The 473-nt window shown below is 45.5% G+C and carries 1 protein-coding gene; it reads left to right on the top strand.

Translation table 11 applies throughout. The features are described from left to right. Positions 1-3: 3 nt before the first annotated feature. On the top strand, positions 4-473 hold a 470-nt coding region (locus HC175_RS18170), incomplete at its 3' end, for a 1-aminocyclopropane-1-carboxylate deaminase/D-cysteine desulfhydrase (RefSeq protein WP_369074345.1).

Genomic DNA, 473 nt, shown 5'->3' with positions numbered 1-473 from the left:
AAAATCTATCCCGAAATTCCCAACCGGTTTATTGCTGAAGTCAATGGAATTTCCATTCACCTGAAGCGGGAAGACCTGCTTCATCCTGAAGTTTCGGGGAATAAATTCCGGAAGCTCAAGTACAACATTGCTGAAGCTATCTCTCAAAAAAGGGAAAGTCTGCTCACTTTTGGCGGGGCCTATTCCAACCATATTGCTGCCACAGCCGCTGCGGGAAAATTTTCAGGATTAAAAACAATTGGCGTTATAAGAGGAGAGGAGCTGGGAGAGAATCTGGAAAAGACGCTTCAGGAAAACGCTACGCTAAGGTTCGCCCATGACTGCGGAATGCAATTTCATTTTGTAAGTCGGAGCGACTACCGGCAAAAAACTTCCGAAGCATTTATTGAAGAGCTGCATGAGAAATTTGGGAAATTCTACCTTGTGCCCGAAGGTGGTACCAATGAGCTGGCGGTAAAAGGTTGTGAGGAGAT

The organism is Salinimicrobium oceani, from assembly GCF_012037645.1.
This window is presented reverse-complemented; position numbering and strand designations above follow the sequence as displayed.